Raw genomic sequence first — 22,729 nt, 5'->3', positions numbered from 1 at the left:
TTTCGTTTGCGCCGCGTGCGGCCACGCGCCGTGGGTATGTGCATCGCGACGCAAGGCCCATCCGTCGGCGATGCGCTCAGTACGTCACCGTCACCGTGACGGTGTCGCTGTAGCTGCCGATGCTCGGGGCTTGCGCGCCGACGCGGCCGTACACCGGCAGCGATTGCGCGCCGCCGCTGCCGGTGCCGGCCAGGGTGTCGCTGCCGAGAGTGTTGCCCCAGCGCAGGGTGCGCGTGCTGTTGCGATACAACTCGTAGACCACGAACTGGCCGGCGCCGTTGCGCATGCGCCGGGTCGTGCCGCTGGCGTACAGGCCGTTGTTGAGGCCGATCTGCCAGGGGGTGCGGCCGCTGCAGACCAGGCCGATCGAGGTGGTCTGGTCGACGTTCGAGGTGATCGGGCCGGGCACGTTGCCGAAGGCCAGGTTGGGCACCGGCTTGGGCGTCAGGGTGCAGCTGTTCGGCACCGACCCGTTGACGGTGAAAGGGAATTGGCTGGGAGTGCCTGCGCCGGTGCCACCCGCGATGCACGAGGCGGGCATCCCCGGAGTACCGAGCAAGGCTTCGGCATAGCGGAACTCGATCAGGGTGTCGGCGGCGGCGGTGAAGCGATTGACGTAAGTGCCGGCATTGAGCCCGGACTGGGCCGGGATGCGGCCGTACAGGGTCGCGTTAAGGGTCTGGCTGCCACCGAGCAAAGGCACGGCATAACTGAATTCCAATAGCAACGGATTGGGCACGGTGGCACTACCGCGCGAGCCCCAGATCGCAGTGCGCGCGGGATCGGTGTAAAGCTGCATATTCATCGGATCGCCGAAGCCGTTGATCATGCGGCGCGGATTGAGCGTGCCGCCGCCGTCGGTGCCGCTGCGGATGCTCAGGCACATGCTGACTTTGGCATTGGCGAGCAAGGACAAGCCAAAGGTGTTGCAGGTGACGCTTAAGGTGGCGGTCGCATCGGTGACGCCGCCGCTGGTCGGCGCGAAATTGAGATTGGTCATCGTGCCCGTGCAGGTCGTCGCCGCCGATGCGGGACGCGCGAACAGCGACAACACCAGCAACAGGCACAAGGCCGCGATGCGTAGACCATTCATGGCGACACCTGCTTCTGGCAGATCAGCGGGCCGATGCGCGGCACGCCGCCGCCGGCGGGATAGTCGAAGCGCACGCTGCAGGGCCCGTCGGCGGTATCGACGCGCACGGCGTTGTGCTCCTGCAGATTGTCGAAGTAGGTTTCGCCGTCGTAGCCGACCACTACGTTCGCGCTCGCATTCGAATCCGCATTCGCGCCCGCGTCGAGCCGCACGCGGCTGCCGACCGGCAAGGGTTCTCCGCGGGCATCGTGCAGCACCACCACCGCGGCGCGGATTTGCTCGATGCCGAAGCGCACCAGGGTGCCGGACCGGTCCTGGGGCGTGGCCTGCACTTCGACCCGGTCCAGGCGCAGGTCGGCCGGCAGTTCCATCGGGTCGATCGCGATGCGGTTGCGTTGCCAGGCATTGAGCGGCGTCACCAGCAGCATGCCGTCGCGGTCGGTGCGGCCGATCGGGCGGTTCTCGAGCAGCACCGGCACGTCGGCGCGGCCGTCGGTCGATACCACCGCGAACGCGTCGCTGACGTTGCGCGCGGCGAAGGCGTGGCCGCCCATCCACACCAGCGAGCCGCTGGCGCTGGCATAGCCGTAGTCGACATCGCCCTGGCGCGCGAGGCCGAGGCTGTAGCGCCCGAACGCGGTCAGCCAGCCCGCTTCGGCCAGGCCGCCTTCTTCGCCGTCGCCGCCGCGCGCCTGCAGGCGCCAGCCGAAGCCGCCGTCGCCGGGCATCGGCCGGCTCAGGTCGAGCACCGCCTGGTCGCGGCCGCGGTTGCGCTGCACCGAGGCGCTGAGCTGCAGGCTGCGATCGAAGTTCATCGAGAAGCCGAGGTAGACGTTGCGGTCTTCGGAGCGGTCGAGGTTCTGGTTGTAGGACAAGCTGAAGGTCGCGCCGCTGCGGAAGTTGCGCGACCAGGTCGCGCTGCCGTAGCGGGCCGGGGTTTCGCCGCGATAGAGCAGGCGCACGTAACTCAGGCCGATGCTGCCGAGCCGGGTATCGTTCCAACTCGCCACCGCGCGCTCGCTGACCCGCGGGGGAGCGAGGCCGTAGCGCGAGGCGACGTCGCGATACGCGCCGTGCGTGCGCTGGGTGTCGGCGGCGAGGTTGAAGCGTCCATTGCTCCAGTTGTAGGCGGCGGCGTACAGCCAGCCGGCCTCGTGGCGATGGTCGTGGCGACTCTGGCCGTGAGCGAGCGAAGCGCTGACCACGCCGGCGCGGCCGAGCAGCCAGATCCCGCCGAGGCCGCCGTTGACCACGCCGTCGCCGCCTTCGGCATGCGCCTCGACGGTGAATTCGTCGCTGACGCCATAGCGCAGGTCGGCGCTGGCGAGCGGCTCGTTGCCGTAGGCGAACGAACGCAGGGCGTAATCCTCGCGCGCCAGGCCCAGGCTCAGCGACCAATCCGACAGGCCCTTGGCCAACAGTTGTTGGGCGGCATAGAACGGGAAATCGATCTGGCGGGTGCGGCCGAAGGCGTCGGTGACGACCAACTGTGCATTGCCGGCGCCGGTGATGCCGGGAATGGTCGCGAGCTGGAACGGGCCCGGCGGCAGCTCGCCGCTGTACTGGCGGATGCCGTTGACGTACAGGTCGACCGCCGAGGGCACCGCGACTTCGCCGAGAAGAGTCGGCAGCGGCGTGGTGATGCGGTACGGCTGCAGGCCGAAGTCGCGGCCGATGCGCACGCCGCCCAGGCGCAGCGGCCGGGTCCAGTCGAGTTGGCCGCTGATCACGTCGCCGACGCTGACGCTGACCATCGAGCCCGGCGAGGACCAGCGCCAGCTGCTGTCCAGGCGCACCGATTCGGTTCGCCGCGATTCGCCCTCGCTGCGATGACTGCGGGTCACCGCGGTCTGGCTGAAGACGCCGCGGCCGAGGCCGAACGCACGCAGCTCGGCGAAGGCGCTGGTGCTGTCGCCGTGGTCGTCGCGGCTGCTGTAGAAATCGTAATTGAGCAGCAGGCCGGGTGAAGCGCTCGCATCGGGGACATCGGTGCCCGGTGCGTTGAGGCGGGTGGTGGCCAGCGACAACAGCGACAGCGGCGCGTCGATCGCGACGCGCTGCAGCGCCGCGTCGTAGCGCACGGCGACGCCGGGCAGGCTGTCGGGCGCCAGCGACTCGGCCTCGCCGCGGCCGTCGAGGACGAAGCCGATCTGGCGCAGGGTGGCGACACTGGCGAACAAGCGGCCGTCGCGCAGCTCGAACGGTTGCGGCGTGCCGTAGGCGGTCTGGTTGAGGCTGACTTCGAGATAGAGCTGCAGCGGTGCGCTGGCGGCGTTGCTCTCGCCGGCGCGGGCCAGGATCAACGGCGGCAGTTCCGCCGCAAGGCTCGCGGACGATGCCAGGAGCAGGCCGGCGGACACGGCTTCAGCGAGCCGGCGGGTCCAGCGCCAGCGTCCGCTCGGTCGATTCGCCATTGATCCTCGCCTTGAAGGTGCCCGGCGCGCGCAGCAACTCGGCCGGCGCCGCCAGCGTCCAGCGCATGCCTTGGCCGGCCAGGGCGTAACCCAACAGGCCCGACCCGATCGGATGGCGGCCTCCCTGTGCGTCGACGAAAACCAGATCGGCCAGTTGCGCGTGCTGGCCGCCGCGGTTGCGTACGCTCAGGCGCGGCTGTTCGCCTTCGAAACTTAGTTGCGCGCGCAGCTCCGGCGCGCTCGGCGCCTCGCCGCCCGGCGCGAGGAACACCGGCACCGAATAGCGCAGGACGAATTGCAGGCCGCCTGCTTGTTCGCGATCGCCGGGCGGCAGTTCGTCGACGATCAGCCGATAGCTTTCTTCGGCCGCGGGTGGTGCGCCGAGCCGGATCACCCGCACCAACTGGCGCGCTCCGGGCGCCAGTTCCAGCATCGGCGGGCTGATCGCCAGGGCACGGGTGGCCTCGAAGCGTTCTTCGTTGTTTTCCTGGACCCAGCGGAACACCCGCACCTGCGCCTGCAACGCTTTGCTGCCGGTGTTGCTGAGCCACAGGCCGTCGGCGCGCTGCTTGGCCTGCAGGGTCAGGATGGTGGGCGTGACCTGCAGCCCGGTCGCGGCGACCGGCGCCCATGCCAGCGCGCCCCATAGCGCCGCGGCGGCGAGAGCGGCGCGGACGGCATGAACGAGCCGGCGGCCGTTCATCGTCCGGTCCTGCTCAGTAGGTCACCGTGGCGGTCACCACGTCATTGTAAGTAGCAGCGGGAAAGTTCGCGCTCGGGGTCCTCCCGTAGACCGGCAGGTTCTGCGCCGCGCCGGTGCCGGTGCCCGCGAGGACGTTGCCGCCGCCGCCGGTGGTGCTGCCCCAGACGTCGCCGGCGCCGCGCGCGGCGGCGCGATACAGCTGGTAGGGCACTTCATTGGTGCCGTCGCTCATCGCGCGGCTGTTGACGTCGGCGCCGTTCTGGCCGTTGTCGAGCGCGATCGTATACGCCGTGCCCGGCGTGCAGTTCACGGTCAACTGGCCCTGCTGGTCGACGTTGGTCGCGGTCGAGGCGACGCTGCCGAAATTGACGTCGGTGGCCGCGACGGTGTGGATGTCGCAGCTGCTCGTGATGGTAATGGTGACGTCGAACTGGGTGGAGTCGTCGGCGGCGTAGGCGGGTGCGGTGCCTGCGAGAAGGAGGGCGGCGAACAGACGGGTCGAGGTAGGACGCATGGATCGGTGCTCCTGCGCTGATTGCGCTCTGACGTTCCGGCGTTTTGCCGGTCTGCCTGGTTAAGAACGCATAAAACATGCCATTCAGGGCAAAGTAGCCGGACATATGCGGACAAACGGTGACTCCGGTCACGCGATATGAGCTAAGGCCTATTCAGTAATATATTCGTGATGCGAATCACGTTTCTTCGGTGATGCCGCTGCCACGCTCGACCCGACGCAGCACGTCAACTAATGTGCTTCGTGGTCACTGCCGCGAGTGACGCTTGTGTCGGCCGGGGTGCGCCGCCAAGATGCCCGTCCGCGACTGGGGAGCCGCACCCGATGCCCAACGTCCGACGCGCATGTATCGCGCTGTTGTCGACCGCTGTCCTGTTGGCGGCGGCCGGCTGTGAGCGCGCCGCGCCGCCGACCGACCCGGTGCCGACCCTGCCGGCCCAGGCGGTGACCCAGTTGGTCGCCGACCTGCGCCGCAACGATCTGGCCGCCTACGCCCGCCATGCGGTGACGCCGGAGCTGCATGCCCGGCTCGAGACCGCCTGGAGCGAGGGCCGCACGGTGTGGCCGCTGACCGAGCTGCCGCTGGACGACCGTTTCCCGAGCTTCATCGCCGCGCTCGCCGCCCAGGACGCCGAGCGCAGCCTGGTCGCCACCTACCGCCGCCAGTTCGCCGGCGCCGACAAAGAGCTGCACTCGGCGGCCAAGACCATGGGCCTGTTCGCGATCCAGTACGTGCGCAGCGAGGCCGCCTACAGCGACACCGAGCGCGACCACCACGCGCAATTGATCGCCGCGCTCAGCGCCTGGGCGCAGGCCGCCCCGCTCGGCGATTCGGCGCGGGCACGGGTGGCGATTCCGCAGTTGGTTTCGGCGGCGCGCGCGACCGGACTGGCGGCGCCGGACGCGTTCGCACGCACCGGCATGGACCGCAGCCTGCGCCGGCTCGGGCCCTTCGTCGAGCGGCTCAAGCAAGTGGTGAACACGTACGGCCTCGACCTCGATGCCGCCCTCGCCAGCGTGCAGGCCACCCTGGCCGAACAGACCGGCGACCGCGCACGCGTGCGGGTGCGCTACCGACTCGCCGGCGAACCGGTCGATGCCTATGTCCTGGTCGAGCGCCGCGACGGTCGCTGGTACCTGAGCGACGTGCTGCGCCACGCCGAGAGCGAAGCCCAGGCGCCGCCGAAGCCGGCCCGGGCCGAGCCGGCGGCGGCCAAGCCCAAGTCGTCGCAGGCGAACGCCGCGGCGGCACCCGCGCACGCGGCTCCCCCCGTGCAGGTGCGCTGAGCCCCGTCCGGCCTGAGTTTCGCCGCATCGGCGAGGCCGGCGCAGGGCATATGCAGTCCGATCGGGCGGCCCGATCGGTCAGGCGCGCTCCGAGGTCGAATAGGCATAATGACCGGGATGCCGAAACAAACGCCCCTGCCTTTCCCCGACGCCGCTTCGGCCGAATCCGCACGTACGTCGGCCGATGGCGTCGACCCGGCGGCCGACCCGGCGACGGCCGATGCCGGGCCCGCCGGCCTGCCGCCGCACCGGGCGAGCCCGCCCGCCGATGACGCGGTCGAGCCGGCGTCCGCGACCGGACCGGCTGTGACGCCGCCCGCCGAGCCTGCCATCGAACCGCCCGCCGACGCCGCACCCCAGCCCGAACCTGTGTCCGAAACCGTAATCGAGCCCGTGACCGAATCCGCCGCCGACCGCGAGCCCGCCGCCGCGCCAGCGCCCGCCGCCGCCGCGGTCGAGCCCGAGCCCGCCCAGCCCGAACTGCCGATCGCCGCGCCGCCCGCGGCCGCCGCCGAGCCGCGCCCGCGCGCGCAGCCGGCGCACCGCCCATGGTGGGCGCGACTGCTCGGCAAGATCATGGCGCCGTGGGTGTCGCTGACGATCGAGCCGAAGGCGCCGTCCGAACACATCGCCGAGGAGTGGCACGGCCGCCCGGTCTGCTACGTGCTCGAAGACTACGGCCTGTCGAACGCGCTGATCCTCGAACGCGCCTGCCGCGAGAGCGGCCTGCCCTCGCCGCTGCAACCGTTGCCGGGCGACCCGCTCGGCCGCAAGCGCGCCTATGTCGCGCTGTCGCGGCGCCACGCCGGCACCCTGGCGCCGTCCGGTCCGCCTTCGGCCAAGACCCATTCCGGCTCGCTCGCGCGCCTGCTCGATGCGCACCGCGACGACCCCGCGCTCGACGTGCAGCTGGTGCCGGTATCGATCTTCGTCGGCCGTGCGCCGGACCGCAGCAGCGGTTGGTTCTCGGTGCTGTTCTCGGAAAACTGGACCCTGGTAGGCCGCTTCCGCCGCCTGCTCGCGATCGCCCTCAACGGCCGCCACACCATGGTGCGGTTCTCGCCGCCGGTGTCGCTGCGCGGCATCCTCGACGAAGGCCTGCCCTCCGAACGCACCGTGCGCAAGCTCTCGCGCGTGCTGCGCACTCACTTCCGCCGCATCCGCGCGGCGGTGATCGGCCCCGACCTGTCGACCCGGCGCATGCTGATCGACCGCGTGCTCGCGTCCGATCCGGTCAAGGACGCGATCGCCGACCAGGCCCGCCGCGACGGCAGCGACAGCACCGAAGCGTGGAAGAAAGCCCACGCCATGGCCTACGAGATCGCCGCCGACTATTCGCATCCGGTGGTGCGCTCGCTGAGCTTCATCCTGACCCCGGTGTGGAACCGCATCTACCGCGGCGTGCTGGTGCATCACCTCGACCAGCTCAAGCAGGACGCGCCCGGCCACGAAGTCGTCTACGTGCCCTGCCACCGCAGCCACATGGACTACCTGCTGCTGAGCTACCTGCTCTACACCAAGGGCATCGTGCCGCCGCACATCGTCGCCGGCATCAACCTCAACCTGCCGGTGGTCGGCACCATCCTGCGCAAGGGCGGCGCCTTCTTCATCCGCCGCAGCATTCGCGGCAGCGCCCTGTATTCGGCGATCCTCAGCGAGTACGTCGCCCAGCTGGTGTCGGGCGGCTATTCGATCGAGTACTTCATCGAAGGCGGGCGCTCGCGCACCGGCCGGCTGCTGCCGCCGAAGGGCGGCATGATCGTGATGACCGTGCGCGGCTTCCTGCGCCAGCCGACCCGGCCGGTGCTGTTCCAGCCGATCTACGTCGGCTACGAAAAGCTCATGGAAGGCAACAGCTACCTCGACGAGCTGTCCGGCAAGCCGAAGGAAAAGGAATCGATCTGGCAGTTGCTGTGGGGCATCCCCAAGGTGCTGCGTTCGAACTACGGCCAGGTCGTGGTGAACTTCGGCGAGCCGATCCGGCTCAACGACATGCTCGCCCGGCACGCGCCCGAATGGGACGGCCGTCCGCTCGACGAGGAAGACAAGCCGAGCTGGCTGTCGGCGACGGTCGATGCGGTCGCCGAGCAGATCCAGGTCAACGTCAACCGCGCCGCCGACGTCAACCCGATCAACCTGCTCGCGCTGGCCCTGCTGTCGACGCCCAAGCACGCGATGGGCGAGGCCGACCTGCTCGCGCAGATCGCCCTGTCCAAGACCTTGCTGGCCGAGCTGCCGTACTCCGACCGCGTCACCGTCACCCCGCACACGCCGCAGGAAATCGTCGCTCACGGCGAAGAAATCAACGTGCTCGAACGCATCGCCCATCCGCTCGGCGACGTGCTCGGCGTCGACGGCGACGACAAGGCGGTGCTGCTGAGTTATTTCCGCAACAACGTCCTGCACCTGTTCACCGCGGCTTCGTGGATCGCCTGCTGCTTCCAGCACAACCGGCGCATGAGCCTGGCCGGCGTGCTGCGCCTGGGCCGCAGCGTCTATCCTTTCCTGCAGGCCGAGCTGTTCCTGCCGTGGACCGAGGACGAATTCGCCGAGCGCCTGGTGCGCACGGTCGATGTGTTCGTCCGCTCCGGCCTGCTCGAACGGGTCAGCGACGACGACGGCGGCATCCTCGCCCGCAACGCCGGCCAGACCGACGAAGTGTTCCGCTTGCGCGCGATCGGCCACTCCCTGCAGCAGGCTTTCGAGCGCTACTACATCGCCATTTCGGTGCTGGTGAAGAACGGTCCCGGCACGATGTCGGCCGGCGAACTCGAAAGCCTGTGCCAGCTCGCCGCCCAGCGCCTGTCGCTGCTGTACGCACCGGCTGCGCCGGAGTTCTTCGACAAGACCCTGTTCCGCGGCTTCATCCAGAAACTGCGCGAGCTGCGCCTGGTCTGGCCCGACAGCGAAGGCAAGCTCGCCTTCGACCAGCGCCTGGACGCCTGGGCGAAGGACGCCAAGGTCATTCTCGGCCGCGAGTTGCGGCACACCATCGAGAAGATCAGCCCGGAGATGGCGGCGAAGCCGGCGGCGCAGGACCCGGCGAGCGCCTGAGGGCGTTGGCCGCTCCTCCGTATATCTCTGAAGGTCTCGTTTCCCCTGTGGCGGCGTAAGCCGCGACTGCGCATCCCCGTGGCCTGTCGATAGCGATGCTTCTATGTTGCCGTTGCCGTTGCCGTTGCCGTTGCTGTGCCGTTGCGGTTGCGGTTGCCGTTGCCGTTGCCGTTGCTGTGCGCAGCTTCGCGCTAGCGAAGGCCATAGAAGACCCGGAGGGCGGCCCGCAGGGATGCGGGCCGTTTTTCATCGGGACAGGGATGTCCCGTATGAAAAATCCCTGCGGATGCATCGAACGCGCGGGCCTGTGATTCAAAACAAAGCACTTTTCTTTGGTTACCTTTCTTTTGTTGCTTATGACAAAAGAAAGTAACCCGCCGCTTTAGTGGCGGAAGCTTTGGGTTTGATCTTGATCCTGATCTTTGATCTTTGATCTTGATCCCCGATGAGAGGTATGCCGCAAGACCGCCGCAACGATGTCGCGGCTTGCGCCGCTCCTACCCTGGCGAAAGCGCACCGCTTCGACGGATGACGACGGCCTCGTCATCTCTGCGTGTTCCGCGGTCGCGACTTACGTCGCTCCTACAAAGGCCCGGCCCTGCACGCAATGCTGCGTAGCGATCCCTGTAGGAGCGGCGTAAGCCGCGACCGCGAGGCCTCGATCTTGCACCGATGCCGACGGCAGCCCGTTAGGGTAGGAGCGACGCAAGTCGCGACCGCGTCGTCACGCGCTGCTGCGTCAACGGCCGTAAGGCGGTGAAGCCAAGGCAAGATCTAAAGCTTCCGTCCGCTGAGGCGGCCGGGTTACTTTCTTTTGCTGAGCCCAAAAGAAAGGTAACCAAAGAAAAGGGCTCTCCCTGCAAGGGCACAAGCCCGCGCGATCGCTGCCGACGCAGGGATGCTCCAGACAGGCCATCCCTGGCCTGCTTGCGCACGGCCCGCGTCCCTGCGGGCCGCCCTACGGGTCTGCTGTTGACCGGCAAAGCAGCGGATCAAAATCTCGGCAACGGCAACGGCAACGGCAACGGCAACGGCACCGACACCGACACCGACACCGACCTTGGCTCGACCGCCGGACCGGTCCGGATCCGGCCGGCCGGTCCGCCGACCCCGGCCACTGCCAACCGCGACGACAGCCGGGTACCATCGCCGGGTTCCCGCCCGGCTGCCGTCGATGTCCACGTCCTCGCTGTCCACGCCGACGCTGTCGGTACCTTCATCGTCTTCCGCCGACTCCGGCGCCGTCGGTGCATCCGCCCGGGGCAGCGCCTGGCTGGAGATCCCGCTGCTCTCTGCGCGCTTGCTGTGGCGTCACTGGCCGGCGCTGGCGTTCTGGTTCTTCGCCCAGCGGGTCTGCTACGACTTGCTGATGGGGTTGGCGGTCAAGCTCGGCGAACGTTCGGTGCTGCTGTCGTTCGCGGTGCTGTCGGTGCTGATCGTGACCCAGCTCGCCGGCACCATCCTGATGTTCCAGTCGCTGCGGCCGTCGCTGCCGATGCTCGCCGGCGGCGCGACCACCCCGGACACCGCGGCGGTGCGCAAGCAATGGATCACTGCGCTGGCCATCGCGATGCTGCCGTTCTTCGCCTATTACGCCGGCTGGGGCCTGCTGGAAGACCTGCGCCGCAACTTCCGCACCGCCTATGTCTTCAGCGTCTGGGACAAGGAAAACCTCAACGAGGTGCTCAAGCTGAAGGGTTTGTGGATCGCGCTCGCGGTGGCCTGGGCGGTGCGCTGGTTCAGCAAGCGCCGCGCGGAAGCCACCGGGCATGCGCTGTGGAACGTGGTCGCAACCAGCTGCGAGGCCTATTGGGTGTTCGTCGGCGTCGCCGCGATCGCCCAGGCCGTCAACGGCCTGAAGGACTGGTGGCACGAGCGGGTGGTCTACGCCGCGGTGACCCAGTGGTGGGACGACCCCATGTCGGCGTTCAAGCTGCTGGCCCCGGCCAAGCGCGGCATCGTGCCGGTGTGGGACTACGTGAGCACCGCGGCCGGTGCGGTGGCGCTGCCGCTGATCTGGCTGGCGATCACCGCGATCATCTACGGCATCGACCTGCGCCGCGCGCAACGCCTGGATGCCGCCGACGAAACCCTGGGCAAGGTCAGCGCACGCTTCAAGGCCATGCATTTCAGCTTGCGCATTCTCGCCGACAAGGCCAGCGCCGGCTGGACCAGCAAGGGCATCCCGGTCGTCAACAGCCTGCGCCTGGTGCTGCGCGCCGGCCTGCCGGCCCTGTTGACCCTGTGCGTGTGCTGGCAGCTGCTGTCGTTCATCGACTCGTGGTCGTGGCGCCTGATGGAGCACGTGGTGGGGCCGCAGGATCGCGAATGGCAGAGCGTGGTCGGCCAGCCCTTGGCGGTCTTCCTCAATACGCCGTTGTCGTTCCGCACTTCGTTTTTTACCGATGTATTGCGGGTCGTATTGTTGGCGGCGACGTTCGATCGCGCCATCGCGAGGTTGCCGCGCGCGGCTTGAGTTCTGGCCCTTAGCCGTTGCTGTTGCCGTTGCTGTGCCGTTGCGATTGCCGTTGCCGTTGCCGTTGCTGTGCTGTTGCTGTGCGCAGCTTCGCGCTAGCGAAGGCCATAGAAGACCCGGAGGGCGGCCCGCAGGGATGCGGGCCGTTTTTCATCGGGACAGGGATGTCCCGTATGAAAAATCCCTGCGGATGCATCGAACGCGCGGGCCTGTGATTCAAAACAAAGCACTTTTCTTTGGTTACCTTTCTTTTGTTGCTTATGACAAAAGAAAGTAACCCGCCGCTTTAGTGGCGGAAGCTTTGGGTTTGATCTTGATCTTGATCTTGATTTTGATCTTTGATTTCGCTCGTTTGAGCGATGCGCCGCAAGACCGTAACGACGATGTCGCGGCTTGCGCCGCTCCTACCCTGGCGAAAGCACGCCGCCTTCTACGAAGGCCGATGGCCTCGTTATCTCTGCGCGTTCGGTGGTCGCGACTCACGTCGCTCCTACAGGGATAGATTCGTAGTGACACGCAGGTGCGGCGGCTCCAGGGTAGGAGCGGCGCAAGCCGCGACCGCGCAACCGGCGGTTGTTGCGCCTCTGGCTGCGGAGCGGAGAAGCAACATCAAGATCTAAAACTTCCGTCCGCTGACGCGGCCGGGTTACTTTCTTTTGCTGAGCCCAAAAGAAAAGTAACCAAAGAAAAGGGCTCTCCTTGCAAGGGCACCAGCCCGCACGATCGGTGCCGACGCAGGGATGCTCCAGACAGGCCATCCATGGCCTGCTTGCGCACGGCCCGCATCCCTGCGGGCCGCCCTACGGGTCTGCTGTTGACCGGCAAAGCAGCAGATCAAAATCTGGGCAACGGCAACGGCAACGGCAACGGCAACGGCAACGGCGTTCCGGTTCAGGGTAGGCGTCCAACGCCGTTATGGTTGCGATTCGTGGTCGCGGCTTGCGCCGCTCTTACCCAGGGACCCGAGCTGCGGGGACGTGTCGTGAAGCCGCAAGGACGCGGTTGCGGCTTGCGCCGCTTCCGCCGAAGAGGCCCCGATCTGCAGAAGGCGAAGGTGCGAAACCGCAGGGCCGTGGTCGCGGCTTGCGCCGCTCCTACACAGGCAAGGACGGTGCGGACGAGGTAGTACCCATCAGCTCGCACGAATCAGCCAGGCGAATCGAAACCAAGAATCTAAACGGTCAAAGCGCGAAGCGCAGGTAACGGCCCTTCGAGGTCTGCGAGTTGCGCAGGTCGATCCGCGCCTGCAATCCGTCGAGCCGCTGCGTGCGCGGCAACAGATAGGCGTGCTGGAAACGGAATGGGCGGCCCGGCAGGGCGATGATCGACTTGTATTGCGCGTCCTGTCCGCTGCCGCAGGTGGTCGGCAGCTTGGGGCCTCTCAGCCGCGGCAAGCCGGCCGGGTTCGCGTCCCATAGCCGGCCCTGCGCATCGGAGACTTGGCCCTTGCACAGGTCGAGGTGCTTGGCCTGGGTGCCGGAATCGGCGATCACTTCGAACTGCAGCAGCAAGACCCCGGCGTCCTTGCGCACCGAGCCGCCGATGCGCGGATCGCGCGGGGCCAGGGCTTCGGCCGAAACCAGGCGCCAACGCGCGCCTTCGTAGCGCGCCCACTCGCCCTTGGGCACGTCGATGGCGTGCGAGGGGTGGCGGTTCTGGTACGCCTGCAAGGCCTCGCGGTAGGGCGCATAGATCGCCCAGGCGCCCAGCACCAGGGTGCCGAGCAGCCACAGGGCGTTGCGGCGCCACCATCCGCCCGGCGAGGCGCTGCGGTCGAGGTCGCTGGAATCGGGCATCGTGGCGTTCATGGGCGCAGGTCCAGTACCGGCTTGGCTTCGGCCATCAGCTTGCGCGCGCGCGCCGCGTCGATGCCCAGGTCGACGTCGACCAAGCTGTCGCCGCCGTTCGGCAGGCCGTTGCCCCAGTAGAACTGCAGGTGCGCGCCCTCCAGGCGGTCGACCGGCACTTCGAAGAACCAGGCGCCGCTTTCCGGCAGCCCGGGCGCGACCACGCGTTCGCGCAGGTTGACGCCCTTGAGCTTGGGCCGGTCCTGGCTGGAAGCGACATAGGTCAGGCCGTCGCGGGTGCGCAGTTGCGCGCCGACGTAGCCGCTGCGCTCGAGCGCTTCGACTTTGGCGACCACCGACATCCATACCCCGGGGGTGCGCAGCAGATAATCCTCAGGATGACTGTAGTCGCCCTTGAGCAGGTAGGCGTGCGCGGTCTTGAAGCCGCTGACGTCGACCGCGAAGTTGCGGCCTTCGACCCGGCCGAGCCCCTGCGCACGCTGCACCAGCGGCGTGTCGCGCTGTTCGTAGCTGGACTCGCCCTTGCGCAGGGCGACCACCGCGATCAGGGCCAGGACGATCCACAGCGCGTCGCGCCAACGCCAGCGCGGCAGCCGCCAGGCGCGGTGTGCGGCGGGCGCGCTCACGGCGCCACCGCCCGGTCGCGCAGGTCCTGCACGGCCATCGCGTACTTGGCGGCGGGCTTGCCCTGGACCCAGGCGCCCTCGTCGTTGAGATAGGCCTTGGCCTTGTAGGCGCGGGCGAACACGCCGAAGGTCGCCTGCGGCGTATAGACGTAATTCTTCGGCAAGGTCCAGACCAGGTCGATGCGTTGCTTCAGGCGCGGATGCAGGTCGCCGGCGACGGAGTGGTCGTCGGACCGCATCAGCAGGTCGGACTCGATCGGTTCGCGCTTGCTGGACACCAGGATCAGGTCCTGCTGCGGGTAGCCGAACGCGCTGAAGCTGCGCGGCGTGCGGTTTTCGACTTCGACCTGCAGCACCAGATAGGTCTTCGGGTTGTAGGCGTCGACCCGGCCGCCGGGTTTGTAGCGCGCGACCCAGGCCCGCAGCGGCGTCACCGCCAGGGCGCCGCCCTGGTAGCGGTGGCCGGCCTTGTATTCCGGCAGGGGCTTGCTCTTGGCCTGGCCGAAACCGCCGAGCGCGGCGGTGGCGACGACGGCCACGAGCGCCAAGGCCGCAGCGCCCTGCCACCAGGGGTTGCGTGCCGTCTGGACCAGTTCGTCCTTGTTCGCCATGCCGCTGTCTGCCGATCGAGTGGCCGCACCCTATCACAGGCCGAAGGCGGTGCAGCGAGCGCGGTCTCGATACGCGATGCGGCCGCCGCGGTTCAGGCCGGTTCGTCGGGAATCAGCGCGCTTTCGAGCCGGGCGATGCAGTCCTTGAGCCAGAGCTTGCGCTTCTTGAGGCGCTTGACGGTCAGTTCGTCGGCCTGCGGATCGAGGGCCAGGCGGTCGATGGCCGCGTCGAGATCGCGATGTTCCTGGCGCAGCTCGGCAAGCTGGCGGGCGGTCTCGGAGGGATCGGCGCTTACGGTCATGCGCACCAGCTTAACGCGCCGCCATGACCGACGTCATCGGCCGTCCGGCCGGCGCGCGGGCGATGTTCACCGACCCGTAGCGTAGAATTGGCGCCCTCATGAGCATCGTCCTGCCCCTCGCCGAACCCACCCGTCCTGCCCGCGCCGACGCCCGCCGCGGCGGCGAAGGCGAACGCCTCGCCACCCGCCTGCGTCACCAGGTCGGCCGCGCCATCGCCGACTTCGGCATGATCGAAGAGGGCGACAAGGTCATGGTCTGCCTGTCCGGCGGCAAGGACAGCTACACCCTGCTCGACATTCTGCTGCAGCTGCAGAAGAAGGCGCCGGTGAAGTTCGAACTGGTCGCGGTGAACCTGGACCAGAAGCAGCCGGATTTCCCCGAGCACGTGTTGCCGGCCTATCTCGAATCGATCGGGGTGGCGTACAAGATCCTCGAGCAGGACACCTATTCGGTGGTGACCCGGGTCGTGCCCGAGGGCAAGACCATGTGTTCGCTGTGCTCGCGCTTGCGCCGCGGCGCGCTGTACACCTATGCCGAGGAGCAGGGCTTCACCAAGATCGCCCTGGGCCATCACCGCGACGACCTGGTCGCGACCTTCTTCCTCAATCTGTTCTTCCACGCCAAGCTCAGCGGCATGCCGCCCAAGCTGCTGTCCGACGACGGCAAGCACGTGGTGATCCGGCCGCTGGCCTATGTGCGCGAGGACGACATCCTCGATTACGCCGCGATCAAGGGCTTCCCGATCATCCCGTGCAATCTGTGCGGTTCGCAGGAGAACCTGCAGCGCAAGCAGGTCAAGCGGATGATGGACGCCTGGGAGCGCGAGACGCCCGGCCGCATCGAGACCATCTCGCGCGCGCTCGGCGACATCCGTCCCTCGCAGCTGAGCGATCCGAAACTGTTCGATTTCCTCGGCCTGGGCCGCGCCGGCGGCGTGCCGGCCGCGGACGCGCCGGTGTGGCTGGACGAGGCGCCGGCCGACACGAACCAAGCGCAGGCTGGATGAGGCGCCGCTCCGCAAGCGCGGCGCCACGCCGCCGATCCCTAATACTTTCCTTATTCCCGGCTGCCTAGATGTTCTTTCGCAATCTGACCTTCTTCCGCTTTCCCACCACCCACAAGTTCGACGAACTCGACAAAGGCCTCGAAGAGTGCCGGCTCAAGCCGGTCGGCCCGCTCGAGCTGTCCTCGCGCGGTTTCATCTCGCCGTTCGGCCGCGACGCCGAGGACGCGATGATGAGCAACCGCATCGGCGATGCGATCTGGCTGACCGTCGGCGGCGAAGACCGCCTACTGCCGGGTTCGGTGATCAACGACATGCTGGCCAAGAAGCTGGCCGAGATCGAGCAGAAAGAAGGCCGCAAGCCCGGCGGCCGCACCCGCAAGCGCCTCAAGGACGAGCTGATCGTCGACCTGATGCCGCGCGCCTTCATCAAGCCCAGCCGCACCGATGCGATGATCGATCTCGAACACGGCCTGGTCATCGTCGACACCTCCAGCCGCAAGTCGGGCGAGAACGTGATCAGCGAGATCCGCCGCGCGATCGGCAGCTTACCGGCCTTGCCCTTGAACGCCGAGATCGCCCCGCGCTCGATCCTGACCGGCTGGGTCGCCGGCGAGGAGCTGCCCGACGGCATCAGCCTGGGCGACGAATGCGAACTGCGCGACCCGGTCGACCAGGGCGCGGTGGTCAAGTGCCAGCGCCAGGAACTGGAGAGCGACGAGATCGCCAAGCACCTGGAAACCGGCAAGCAGGTCACCCGCCTGGCGCTGACCCTGGACGACCACGTTTCGTTCGTGATCGGCGAAGACCTGGTGGTGCGCAAGTTCAAGCTGCTCGACGGCGCCGTGGATCAGCTCGAACACAGCGAAGGCGACGGCCTGCGCGCCGAACTCGACGCGCGCTTCGCGCTGATGAGCGCGGAAGTGAAGCGCCTGTTCCGGGTGCTGGAATCGGCGCTGAAGCTGAGCAAGGTCGAAGCCTGATCCACGCGCCGTCCCGGACGGCGTAAGCCCCTCGTCCGCTCGCGGGAGAGGGGTTGGGGCGAGGGCACGTATGCGGCCAGGGCGTCGAAAGCCTGCCCGCCGGGTCGGACCGCGCCGCATCCCGCCGTCCGGTTTCTTCGTTGCCGCTTCCGCGCAACGCCCGCGGCGTTATGCTTCGGCCATGGCGGTCCCCCACCCATGACGAGCCTCCGGCGCCTGCTGACCGGCCAGCCGCAAGCCGCGTCGCGCACGGTCTCGCGCGAAACCCTCGCGATCGATCTCGGCAACGGCCGCATCGTCGAAGTGTTGCGGGTGCGCGATCCTCGCGCGCGCCGGATCAAGCTCAGCGTCGACGAGCGCGGTCCGCGCCTGACCTTGCCGATGCGCGCCAGCGAAATCGCCGGTCAGCGCTTCGTGATCGAACACGGCGACTGGCTGCTGGCGCAGATCGCCCAGGCCGGCAGCGATGCGACCCGCCTGCAGCCGCACGTCGAGGCGACGATCCCGCTACGGGGCGCGCAGTGGCCGGTGCGCTGGCAAGTCGCGCGTTACCTGCGTCTGCAACTGAGCGAGGACGCGGTCGACATCGCCGCGCCCGAGGCGCTCAATGCGGTCGCGTTGCAGCGCGCCCTGCGCGATTTCTACGAAGGTCAGGCGCGCGCCGACGTCGGCCGCTGGCTGCCGAAGTACCTGCCCGGCCTGCCGCGCGCGCCGTCGCGGCTGCGCTATCGGGTGATGTCCTCGCAATGGGGCTCGCTCGCCCCCGACGGCGGACTGACCCTGGACCTGTCGCTGGTGCTGGCGCCGCCGCCGGCGTTCGAGTACGTGCTGGTGCACGAGCTCTGTCACCTGATCCATGCCGACCATTCGCGCGCGTTCTGGCGCGAGGTCGAGGCGCGTTGCCCCGATTGGCGCGATCAGCGCGAGTACTTCCGCGCCTGCGGCCGCAGCCTCAAGGCCGGCCTGCGCCGCCTGGTCGCGGCCGACTGACCCGCCGTCACGCAAGCCGGCGCTCGGCCGGTGCGGCTCGTCGGCGCCGTCAGCCGCCGAGAAAAGCGCGCAGCAGTTCGCCGACTTCGCGCGGCTGCTCCATGTGCAGGTGATGGGTCCCGGCCAGCACGTGCATCTCCCCGCGCGGCAGCAGGGTCGCGCGTTCGCGGCGCAGTTCGTCGGGCATGTAGGGCTGGGCCGGGTCGGCCCAGACCATGCAGGTCGGGCTTTCGATCGCCGCGATCAGCGAGCGCATCTGCGCTTCGCTCATGCGGATGGCCGTGGCCAGGGTCAGGCGCGGATCGCTGCGCCAGACGAAACCGCCCTGGCGGTCGTCGCTGCGCACCGGCGCCACGCCGCGTTCGACCAGCAGGCGCGCGACCGGTTCGCTGAGGCCGTTGGCGGTCATGCGCGCACGCACCGCGGTGGCGATGTCGCCGAACACGCGCAAGCGCTTGCCGGCCAACGCGGCCTGGCCGGCGAAGGCTTCGCGCAGGCGCGCGGCGACCCGGTCCTCGGGCTCGGCCAGCGAGCCCAACGCCTCGATCAGCAGCAGCCGGTCGACCCGTTGCGGCGTGGCCGCGGCGATCACGCTGGCGGTGGCGCCGCCGAGCGAATGGCCGAGCACGTGGAAGCGATCCCAGCCGAGCGCGTCGGCGACCGCGAGCGCGGCGCGCGCGGCGGCGATCAGGGTGTAGTCGGCGGCCGGCGGCAGATGCGCGCTGGCGCCGTGGCCGGGCAGGTCCGGGGCGACCAGGTCGAAGCCTTCGAACCAGGGCGCGATCGGCACGAAGCTCGCGGCGTTGTCGAGCCAACCGTGCAGGGCGAGCAGGCGCGGCGCGCCGATATGGCCGTTGCGCAGGCCGGCGAGGCGGCCGAACACGCTGTCGACCGCGAATTCCTGCAGCGCCGTCATCGGCCCCAGGCCCCGAGTTCGCGCCGGGCGATGCCGGCCAGCAGCGCAGCATGCGCCGGCGATTCGTTGAGGCAGGGGATGTAGCGCAATTGGCCGCCGTGTTCGGCGAAGTCCTCGGCCAGCATCATCGCGACCTCTTCCAGGGTTTCCAGGCAGTCGACCGCGAAGCCCGGGGCGATCACGTCGACGCGCTTGATGCCGCGGGCGGTCAGCGCCGACAGCGTGTCGACGGTCGAGGGTTCCAGCCAGCGTTCTCGGCCGAAGCGCGATTGGTAACTCAGGGTCCAGGCTTCGTCGGGCAGGTGCAGGGCCTCGGCGATGGCGCGCGCACTGTCCCGGCATTGGCGGGCATAAGGATCGCCGCCGTCGACGAAGCGCTGCGGCAGGCCGTGGAACGAGAACAGCAGATGCTCGCCCGGGCCGTGGGTGGCACGGTGACGATGGATCGAATCGGCGACCGCCGCGACCCACTCGGGGTCGTCGTGATAGTGGTCGACCATGCGCGTCGCCAGACCCTCGGCGCGACCGAGCACGTCGCCGACCGAGGCGGTGGTCGAGGTCGAATACTGCGGATACAGCGGCAGCGCCAGTACCCGCCGCACGCCCTCGGCCTGAAGCCGTTGCAGCAACTGCTTCCACGAGGGTTGGCCGTAGCGCATCGCGTGCAGTACGCGCACCTCGGGCAGTTCGTGCTGGACGGCCTGGGCCAGGCGGCGGGTGTGCACGGCCAGCGGCGAGCCTTCCGGCAGCCAGACGCTGGCGTATTTGTTGGCGACCTTGCCGCTGCGCAGCGGCAGGATCGCGAAATGCAGCAGCGGGCACCACAGCCAGCGGCTCATGTCGACGACGCGGCGGTCGTGCAGGAATTCGGACAGATAGCGGCGCACGGCGCGCGTGTTCGGCGCCTCGGGCGTGCCGAGATTGACCAGGACCACGGCGGTATCGGCGGTGGGGGGGCTGTCGCGGTCGGCGAGGCTGGCGGTTGCGGGCATGGACATAGGATGACACCCGTCGCCCCGCCAGCGAAATCTCCGCGGGATCGAAGTTTTCGATCGCAGCGATAGGAAGGCCGCGCGCAGCGGCCGGCCGGGCCGCTGCGCGTGTCGACCTTGCCGAGTCTGGCGGTGGCTGCGGTGCGCGGGATCGCGCTAGTGTCTTGCCGTGAGCGCATGGCGGTCCGGGAGTACGAAGGCATGTTCGAGAAAGCGTTGATGTCGGGTCTGGTCGCCGCGGCCTGTGGCATGCCGGCGGCCGCGCAGCAATTGCCCGAGCGCGACTATCGGCCGCCGATCGGCGCGCCGGCCTATGCCGCCGGGCGGGGGCCGACCGTATGCGTCGACGAGGCCCACCATAATTTCCACACCCTCGAGGGGCGCTATTGGTCGTTCGGCGAGCTGCTGCGGCGCGACGGCTATGCGGTGCGCCCGCTGCGCGCGCAGTTCGCGCGCGCGGCCTTGGCGCCGTGCGCGATCCTGGTGATCGCCAATGCCCAGCCCAGTGCGGCGGAGTGGAGCGACTATCCCTATCCGACCCCGTCGGCGTTCAGCGCCGCCGAGATCCGTGCGGTCCGGCACTGGGTGCGCGCCGGCGGAAGCTTGTGGCTGATCGCCGACCACATGCCGCTGGCGGGCGCGGCCGCAGGGCTTGCGGCGGCGTTCGGAGTGACGTTCAACGACGGCTTCGCCATGCCCGGCTACGACGCCGATCCGGCACGCCGCGCCGAGATATTCCAGCGGCCGAGCCTGTTCCGCGTCGACGACGGCAGCCTGCGCGGGCATGCGATCGTGCGCGGCCGCAACGAATCCGAAGCGGTCGCGCAGGTGCGCAGCTTCACCGGCCAGGCGTTCCGGGCGCCGGCGAACGCCGAGCCGCTGCTGGTTCTGCCGCAGGGCTATGTCTCGCTGATGCCGAAGCGGGCCTGGCGTTTCGACGCCGACACCGTGCGCGTGCCGGTCGGCGGCTGGTTGCAGGGCGCGGTGATGCGGGCGGGCAAGGGGCGCGCGGCCTTTCTCGGCGAAGCGGCGATGTTCAGCACCCAGGTGCAGGGCGCCGGACGGCGCCCGATGGGCATGAATGCGCCCGGCGCCGAGCGCAATTACCAGTTCACCTTGAACCTCGCTCACTGGTTGTCGGGCCTGCTCGATCCGGCGTCGGCCTCGCCGAAGCCGACGCGTTGAGCGACGGTGTCCTAGGCCGGATCGCGTACGAGGGGCCGCACGCGGCGCGAGCCCGTGGCCGAAATTCCGCGACGATTCATCGCGGTGTCGCTAGCCTCGCCCTGGGCTCGGTCCTGCGATCGGGTCCGTTACGATGAACGTGCCCGCTGCGCGTTCGCGACCTGCCGAACCGCGCCGCGAGCCGCGCCAGGTCGATGCGACGTACCGTCGAGCGCGCCGAGCATGTTCTACTTCCGAACATGATTCACTGCCGCTGTCCGCCGGAGTCCCCCATGTCCCGTTCCTTGCCTCGCGTCCTGAGTCTGAGTCTCGCCCTGAGCCTGGGTATCGCCGCCACCGCCGCCGTGGCCGGCCCGACCGAGGATCAACGCGCACGCGATGCGGTGCGCGTGCTCGGCGACATCCAGCAGATTCCCGAATCCTCGATCCCCGACAAGCTGTTCGACGAGGCGCGCGCGATAGTCGTGGTGCCCGACACCTTGAAGATCGGCCTGGTGGTCGGCGGCCGCCGCGGCCACGGCCTGGTCTCGGTCAAGAACCCCGATGGCACCTGGTCGAACCCGAGCTTCGTCAAGCTCACCGGCGGCAGCTTCGGCTTCCAGGCCGGCGTGCAGTCCTCCGACATCGTGCTGGTGTTCCGCGGCGACCGCGGCCTGGATTCGATCGTCAACGGCAAGGTCACCCTCGGCGCCGACGCCAGCGTCGCCGCCGGCCCGGTCGGCCGCACCGCCGCGGCCGCCACCGACGGCCAGCTCAAGGCCGAGATCTGGTCGTGGTCGCGCGCGCGCGGCCTGTTCGCCGGCATCGCCCTCGACGGCGCCGCGCTGTCGATCGACGACGACGCCAACCAGGCCGTCTACGGCGAAGGCAGCACCCCGCGGATGATTTTCGAGGGCCGCGCCAACGGCCAGCCGTCCACCGCCGTGGTCGATTTCCGCGACCGCCTCGAAGAAGCCAGCGCGACCGCGCGCGCCAACCGCACCGCCGAGGACCAGCGCCCCGCGCTCGGCGCCACGGTGTATCCCGAAGGCGGCACGGCGCCTGCCCAACCCGCTCCGGCCGAACCGGCGCGGGTGCGCCTGGCCCCGGCCCAGCCGGCCCAGCCGGCCCAGCCGCAGCCCGTTCAGGGTCAGCCGCAGCCGTTCGAGACCGTGCCGGCCAACCCGGCCAAGGTCGAACCGCTGCCCTGATCCGTCGCTGCCCGGATCGGTGCGGACCGCTTCGGACCGGTGCGGATCCGCTCATAAGACGGGCGCATGACGGTTCGGCCGCGGCCGCAGCCGCGCCGGTGCGTGACCGCGGACGCATTGCCCGCAACCGGCCGCGGTCGATCTCGTTCGAGCGGCCGGGGTCGCAACCTTCTGTTACAAAGGTTGCGGTATCCTCACGGACCCGGTTGCGCGCAGCGGCATCGCGCCGGCCGCGGACGCGCTGATCGGACCAGCCGGCTTGAGGTTCTCATCCACTATCAACGGGTTTAACGGGACACCGCCATGGGCAGCATGAGTTGGATTCACTGGGTCGTCGTCCTGCTGATCGTCGTTCTGGTTTTCGGCACCAAGCGTCTGGGCAACATCGGCAAAGACGTCGGCGAAGCCGTGAAGGGCTTCAAGAAGGGCATGCACGACGACGACAAGCCGACGCAGCAGCTCAACGACGAAACGCGTAACGACAACGCCTCCGACAAGACATCGTCCTCGCGCAACGACGAGCACACCCCGCGCTGACGCTCGCGGCCCCGACGCGCTCCGCCCTTCCGCAGGCCCGCCCC

The 22,729-nt window shown here is 68.9% G+C and carries 19 protein-coding genes; 9 read left to right on the top strand and 10 right to left on the bottom strand.

Going from position 1 to position 22,729, the window contains the following annotated elements:
* Positions 1–76 precede the first annotated feature (76 nt).
* From AC6CH2_RS08995 to AC6CH2_RS08980, 4 genes are read right to left on the bottom strand one after another with little or no spacing between them, the layout of a single operon-like run.
* The gene (locus tag AC6CH2_RS08995; RefSeq protein ID WP_498268930.1) at positions 77–1,093 is read right to left on the bottom strand and encodes a Csu type fimbrial protein; all 1,017 of its coding nucleotides are present in this window, start codon (positions 1,091–1,093) and stop codon (positions 77–79) included.
* On the bottom strand, positions 1,090–3,507 hold the full coding sequence (locus AC6CH2_RS08990; RefSeq protein ID WP_498268929.1) for a fimbria/pilus outer membrane usher protein: 2,418 nt from the start codon (positions 3,505–3,507) through the stop codon (positions 1,090–1,092). Before AC6CH2_RS08990 ends, AC6CH2_RS08995 begins: the two co-directional genes overlap by 4 nt.
* Positions 3,458–4,210, bottom strand: coding sequence for a fimbrial biogenesis chaperone (locus AC6CH2_RS08985; protein ID WP_498268928.1), 753 nt, complete (start codon positions 4,208–4,210; stop codon positions 3,458–3,460). Before AC6CH2_RS08985 ends, AC6CH2_RS08990 begins: the two co-directional genes overlap by 50 nt.
* A gap of 13 nt (positions 4,211–4,223) precedes the next feature.
* Positions 4,224–4,724, bottom strand: coding sequence for a Csu type fimbrial protein (locus AC6CH2_RS08980; protein ID WP_435394922.1), 501 nt, complete (start codon positions 4,722–4,724; stop codon positions 4,224–4,226).
* A 324-nt stretch (positions 4,725–5,048) separates the two neighbouring features.
* On the opposite strand from AC6CH2_RS08980, the gene AC6CH2_RS08975 reads away from it, so the two are divergent.
* The 3 genes from AC6CH2_RS08975 to AC6CH2_RS08965 all read left to right on the top strand — a co-directional run bounded on the left by AC6CH2_RS08975 (position 5,049) and on the right by AC6CH2_RS08965 (position 11,541).
* Positions 5,049–6,011: a hypothetical protein gene (locus AC6CH2_RS08975; RefSeq protein ID WP_498268927.1), complete on the top strand. Its 963-nt coding sequence runs from the start codon at positions 5,049–5,051 to the stop codon at positions 6,009–6,011.
* A gap of 384 nt (positions 6,012–6,395) precedes the next feature.
* Positions 6,396–9,065: a glycerol-3-phosphate 1-O-acyltransferase PlsB gene (gene plsB / locus AC6CH2_RS08970; RefSeq protein ID WP_498269110.1), complete on the top strand. Its 2,670-nt coding sequence runs from the start codon at positions 6,396–6,398 to the stop codon at positions 9,063–9,065.
* 1,174 nt (positions 9,066–10,239) lie between these two features.
* Positions 10,240–11,541, top strand: coding sequence for a hypothetical protein (locus tag AC6CH2_RS08965; protein WP_498268926.1), 1,302 nt, complete (start codon positions 10,240–10,242; stop codon positions 11,539–11,541).
* A 1,181-nt stretch (positions 11,542–12,722) separates the two neighbouring features.
* On the opposite strand, the gene AC6CH2_RS08960 is transcribed toward AC6CH2_RS08965, so the two are convergent.
* The 4 genes from AC6CH2_RS08960 to AC6CH2_RS08945 all read right to left on the bottom strand — a co-directional run bounded on the left by AC6CH2_RS08960 (position 12,723) and on the right by AC6CH2_RS08945 (position 14,888).
* Positions 12,723–13,349 carry a hypothetical protein gene (locus tag AC6CH2_RS08960; protein WP_498268925.1) on the bottom strand — a complete coding sequence of 209 codons (627 nt, stop codon included), beginning with the start codon at positions 13,347–13,349 and terminating at the stop codon, positions 12,723–12,725.
* Positions 13,346–13,975, bottom strand: coding sequence for a hypothetical protein (locus AC6CH2_RS08955; protein ID WP_498268924.1), 630 nt, complete (start codon positions 13,973–13,975; stop codon positions 13,346–13,348). Before AC6CH2_RS08955 ends, AC6CH2_RS08960 begins: the two co-directional genes overlap by 4 nt.
* Entirely contained in the window at positions 13,972–14,586 is a 615-nt protein-coding gene (locus AC6CH2_RS08950) for a hypothetical protein (protein ID WP_435396715.1), read from the bottom strand. Before AC6CH2_RS08950 ends, AC6CH2_RS08955 begins: the two co-directional genes overlap by 4 nt.
* 92 nt (positions 14,587–14,678) lie before the next feature.
* Positions 14,679–14,888: a YdcH family protein gene (locus AC6CH2_RS08945; RefSeq protein ID WP_435396716.1), complete on the bottom strand. Its 210-nt coding sequence runs from the start codon at positions 14,886–14,888 to the stop codon at positions 14,679–14,681.
* A gap of 98 nt (positions 14,889–14,986) precedes the next feature.
* Between AC6CH2_RS08945 and ttcA the strand changes: the two genes are divergently transcribed.
* From ttcA to AC6CH2_RS08930, 3 genes are all read left to right on the top strand, one after another.
* A complete protein-coding gene (gene ttcA / locus AC6CH2_RS08940) occupies positions 14,987–15,895 on the top strand; it encodes a tRNA 2-thiocytidine(32) synthetase TtcA (protein WP_498268923.1) in 909 nt (302 codons plus the stop codon).
* A 68-nt stretch (positions 15,896–15,963) separates the two neighbouring features.
* A complete protein-coding gene (locus AC6CH2_RS08935) occupies positions 15,964–16,875 on the top strand; it encodes a recombination-associated protein RdgC (RefSeq protein ID WP_498268922.1) in 912 nt (303 codons plus the stop codon).
* 198 nt (positions 16,876–17,073) lie between these two features.
* Positions 17,074–17,865, top strand: coding sequence for a M48 family metallopeptidase (locus AC6CH2_RS08930; protein WP_498268921.1), 792 nt, complete (start codon positions 17,074–17,076; stop codon positions 17,863–17,865).
* A gap of 49 nt (positions 17,866–17,914) precedes the next feature.
* Here the strand turns inward: AC6CH2_RS08930 and AC6CH2_RS08925 are convergent, their stop codons facing one another.
* Both AC6CH2_RS08925 and hemH read right to left on the bottom strand, forming a co-directional pair.
* On the bottom strand, positions 17,915–18,781 hold the full coding sequence (locus tag AC6CH2_RS08925) for an alpha/beta fold hydrolase (RefSeq protein WP_498268920.1): 867 nt from the start codon (positions 18,779–18,781) through the stop codon (positions 17,915–17,917).
* Complete coding sequence (gene hemH / locus AC6CH2_RS08920; RefSeq protein WP_498269109.1) at positions 18,778–19,773, bottom strand: ferrochelatase; 996 nt, start codon at positions 19,771–19,773, stop codon at positions 18,778–18,780. The genes AC6CH2_RS08925 and hemH overlap by 4 nt, the downstream gene beginning before the upstream one ends.
* A gap of 201 nt (positions 19,774–19,974) precedes the next feature.
* Here hemH and AC6CH2_RS08915 point away from each other — a divergent pair, with 201 nt between their 5' ends.
* The 3 genes from AC6CH2_RS08915 to tatA all read left to right on the top strand — a co-directional run bounded on the left by AC6CH2_RS08915 (position 19,975) and on the right by tatA (position 22,685).
* On the top strand, positions 19,975–20,958 hold the full coding sequence (locus AC6CH2_RS08915) for a hypothetical protein (protein WP_498268919.1): 984 nt from the start codon (positions 19,975–19,977) through the stop codon (positions 20,956–20,958).
* Between the two features lie 284 nt (positions 20,959–21,242).
* Positions 21,243–22,148, top strand: coding sequence for a lipid-binding SYLF domain-containing protein (locus tag AC6CH2_RS08910; protein WP_498269108.1), 906 nt, complete (start codon positions 21,243–21,245; stop codon positions 22,146–22,148).
* Between the two features lie 303 nt (positions 22,149–22,451).
* The gene (gene tatA / locus AC6CH2_RS08905; protein WP_435396723.1) at positions 22,452–22,685 is read left to right on the top strand and encodes a Sec-independent protein translocase subunit TatA; all 234 of its coding nucleotides are present in this window, start codon (positions 22,452–22,454) and stop codon (positions 22,683–22,685) included.
* Positions 22,686–22,729: the final 44 nt, after the last annotated feature.

It is taken from the genome of Lysobacter sp. GQ73 (genome assembly GCF_059758755.1).
This window is presented reverse-complemented; position numbering and strand designations above follow the sequence as displayed.